1 tRNA gene and 2 rRNA genes are annotated in these 3,496 nt (G+C 50.8%); all 3 read right to left on the minus strand.

From position 1 onward, the window contains the following. Positions 1–17: 17 nt before the first annotated feature. The 3 genes from rrf to KGA88_RS01070 all read right to left on the minus strand — a co-directional run bounded on the left by rrf (position 18) and on the right by KGA88_RS01070 (position 3,496). Positions 18–133, minus strand: a 5S ribosomal RNA gene (gene rrf / locus KGA88_RS01060). Positions 134–289: 156 nt separating this feature from the next. Then, positions 290–3,181, minus strand: a 23S ribosomal RNA gene (locus tag KGA88_RS01065). A gap of 239 nt (positions 3,182–3,420) precedes the next feature. After that, a tRNA-Ala gene (locus KGA88_RS01070) sits at positions 3,421–3,496 on the minus strand.

Raw genomic sequence — 3,496 nt, forward strand, 5'->3', positions numbered from 1 at the left:
GGGGTTTCGGAATTTAATCTTGACGATGACCTACTCTCACATGGGGAAACCCCACACTACCATCGGCGATGCATCGTTTCACTGCTGAGTTCGGGATGGGATCAGGTGGTTCCAACGCTCTATGGTCGTCAAGAAATTCGGGTACTGAGTCGTGGCCAGTTGGCCGCGCTTCAGCAAATTGGGTATGTGATAGCTTGGTGTTTTGTGAGCATTTCGAACTTTCGGTTCTTTCGTCTTCACACACCGCAATCTGATGCTCTTTCGAGTAGTCAAATTGCTTGGGTGTTATATGGTCAAGCCTCACGGGCAATTAGTATTGGTTAGCTCAACGCCTCACAGCGCTTACACACCCAACCTATCAACGTCGTAGTCTTCGACGGCCCTTCAGGGGACTCAAGGTCCCAGTGAGATCTCATCTTGAGGCAAGTTTCCCGCTTAGATGCTTTCAGCGGTTATCTTTTCCGAACATAGCTACCCGGCAATGCCACTGGCGTGACAACCGGAACACCAGAGGTTCGTCCACTCCGGTCCTCTCGTACTAGGAGCAGCCCCTCTCAAATCTCAAACGTCCACGGCAGATAGGGACCGAACTGTCTCACGACGTTCTAAACCCAGCTCGCGTACCACTTTAAATGGCGAACAGCCATACCCTTGGGACCGGCTTCAGCCCCAGGATGTGATGAGCCGACATCGAGGTGCCAAACACCGCCGTCGATATGAACTCTTGGGCGGTATCAGCCTGTTATCCCCGGAGTACCTTTTATCCGTTGAGCGATGGCCCTTCCATACAGAACCACCGGATCACTAAGACCTACTTTCGTACCTGCTCGACGTGTCTGTCTCGCAGTCAAGCGCGCTTTTGCCTTTATACTCTACGACCGATTTCCGACCGGTCTGAGCGCACCTTCGTACTCCTCCGTTACTCTTTAGGAGGAGACCGCCCCAGTCAAACTACCCACCATACACTGTCCTCGATCCGGATAACGGACCTGAGTTAGAACCTCAAAGTTGCCAGGGTGGTATTTCAAGGTTGGCTCCACGCGAACTGGCGTCCACGCTTCAAAGCCTCCCACCTATCCTACACAAGCAAATTCAAAGTCCAGTGCAAAGCTATAGTAAAGGTTCACGGGGTCTTTCCGTCTAGCCGCGGATACACTGCATCTTCACAGCGATTTCAATTTCACTGAGTCTCGGGTGGAGACAGCGCCGCCATCGTTACGCCATTCGTGCAGGTCGGAACTTACCCGACAAGGAATTTCGCTACCTTAGGACCGTTATAGTTACGGCCGCCGTTTACCGGGGCTTCGATCAAGAGCTTCGCGTTAGCTAACCCCATCAATTAACCTTCCGGCACCGGGCAGGCGTCACACCCTATACGTCCACTTTCGTGTTTGCAGAGTGCTGTGTTTTTAATAAACAGTCGCAGCGGCCTGGTATCTTCGACCGGCGTGGGCTTACGCAGTAAATGCTTCACCCTCACCGGCGCACCTTCTCCCGAAGTTACGGTGCCATTTTGCCTAGTTCCTTCACCCGAGTTCTCTCAAGCGCCTTGGTATTCTCTACCCAACCACCTGTGTCGGTTTGGGGTACGGTTCCTGGTTACCTGAAGCTTAGAAGCTTTTCTTGGAAGCATGGCATCAACCACTTCGTGTTCTAAAAGAACACTCGTCATCAGCTCTCGGCCTTAGAATCCCGGATTTACCTAAGATTCCAGCCTACCACCTTAAACTTGGACAACCAACGCCAAGCTGGCCTAGCCTTCTCCGTCCCTCCATCGCAATAACCAGAAGTACAGGAATATTAACCTGTTTTCCATCGACTACGCTTTTCAGCCTCGCCTTAGGGACCGACTAACCCTGCGTCGATTAACGTTGCGCAGGAAACCTTGGTCTTTCGGCGTGGGTGTTTTTCACACCCATTGTCGTTACTCATGTCAGCATTCGCACTTCTGATACCTCCAGCAAGCTTCTCAACTCACCTTCACAGGCTTACAGAACGCTCCTCTACCGCATCACCTAAGTGATACCCGTAGCTTCGGTGTATGGTTTGAGCCCCGTTACATCTTCCGCGCAGGCCGACTCGACTAGTGAGCTATTACGCTTTCTTTAAAGGGTGGCTGCTTCTAAGCCAACCTCCTAGCTGTCTAAGCCTTCCCACATCGTTTCCCACTTAACCATAACTTTGGGACCTTAGCTGACGGTCTGGGTTGTTTCCCTTTTCACGACGGACGTTAGCACCCGCCGTGTGTCTCCCATGCTCGGCACTTGTAGGTATTCGGAGTTTGCATCGGTTTGGTAAGTCGGGATGACCCCCTAGCCGAAACAGTGCTCTACCCCCTACAGTGATACATGAGGCGCTACCTAAATAGCTTTCGAGGAGAACCAGCTATCTCCGAGCTTGATTAGCCTTTCACTCCGATCCACAGGTCATCCGCTAACTTTTCAACGGTAGTCGGTTCGGTCCTCCAGTCAGTGTTACCTAACCTTCAACCTGCCCATGGATAGATCGCCCGGTTTCGGGTCTATTCCCAGCGACTAGACGCCCTATTAAGACTCGCTTTCGCTACGCCTCCCCTATTCGGTTAAGCTCGCCACTGAAAATAAGTCGCTGACCCATTATACAAAAGGTACGCAGTCACCCAACAAAGTGGGCTCCCACTGCTTGTACGCATACGGTTTCAGGATCTATTTCACTCCCCTCTCCGGGGTTCTTTTCGCCTTTCCCTCACGGTACTAGTTCACTATCGGTCAGTCAGTAGTATTTAGCCTTGGAGGATGGTCCCCCCATATTCAGACAAAGTTTCTCGTGCTCCGTCCTACTCGATTTCATGACTAAGAGATTTTCGCGTACAGGGCTATCACCCACTATGGCCGCACTTTCCAGAGCGTTCCGCTAATCTCAAAGCCACTTAAGGGCTAGTCCCCGTTCGCTCGCCACTACTAAGGGAATCTCGGTTGATTTCTTTTCCTCAGGGTACTTAGATGTTTCAGTTCCCCTGGTTCGCCTCTTGCACCTATGTATTCAGTACAAGATAACCATCTTATGATGGCTGGGTTCCCCCATTCAGACATCTCCGGATCAAAGTCTGTTTGCCGACTCCCCGAAGCTTTTCGCAGGCTACCACGTCTTTCATCGCCTCTGACTGCCAAGGCATCCACCGTATGCGCTTCTTCACTTGACCATATAACCCCAAGCAATCTGGTTATACTGTGAAGACGACATTCGCCGAAAATTCGAATTTCTCAACTAAGAGAACTCACAAATTTTACCTTAGCCTGATCCGTTACCAGTGAAAGTAACGTTCAGTCTATCTTTCTATCACATACCCAAATTTTTAAAGAACGATCTAATCAAAAGACTAGAAATCAATATTCATTACCGAATATTCATTTCTAAACTCTTAAACTTCGAAGCAGTTTATGGTGGAGCCAAACGGGATCGAACCGTTGACCTCCTGCGTGCAAGGCAGGCGCTCTCCCAGCTGAGCTATGGCCCC

This window comes from Pseudomonas sp. A-R-19 (assembly GCF_019956575.1).
Classification (GTDB): Bacteria; Pseudomonadota; Gammaproteobacteria; order Pseudomonadales; family Pseudomonadaceae; genus Aquipseudomonas.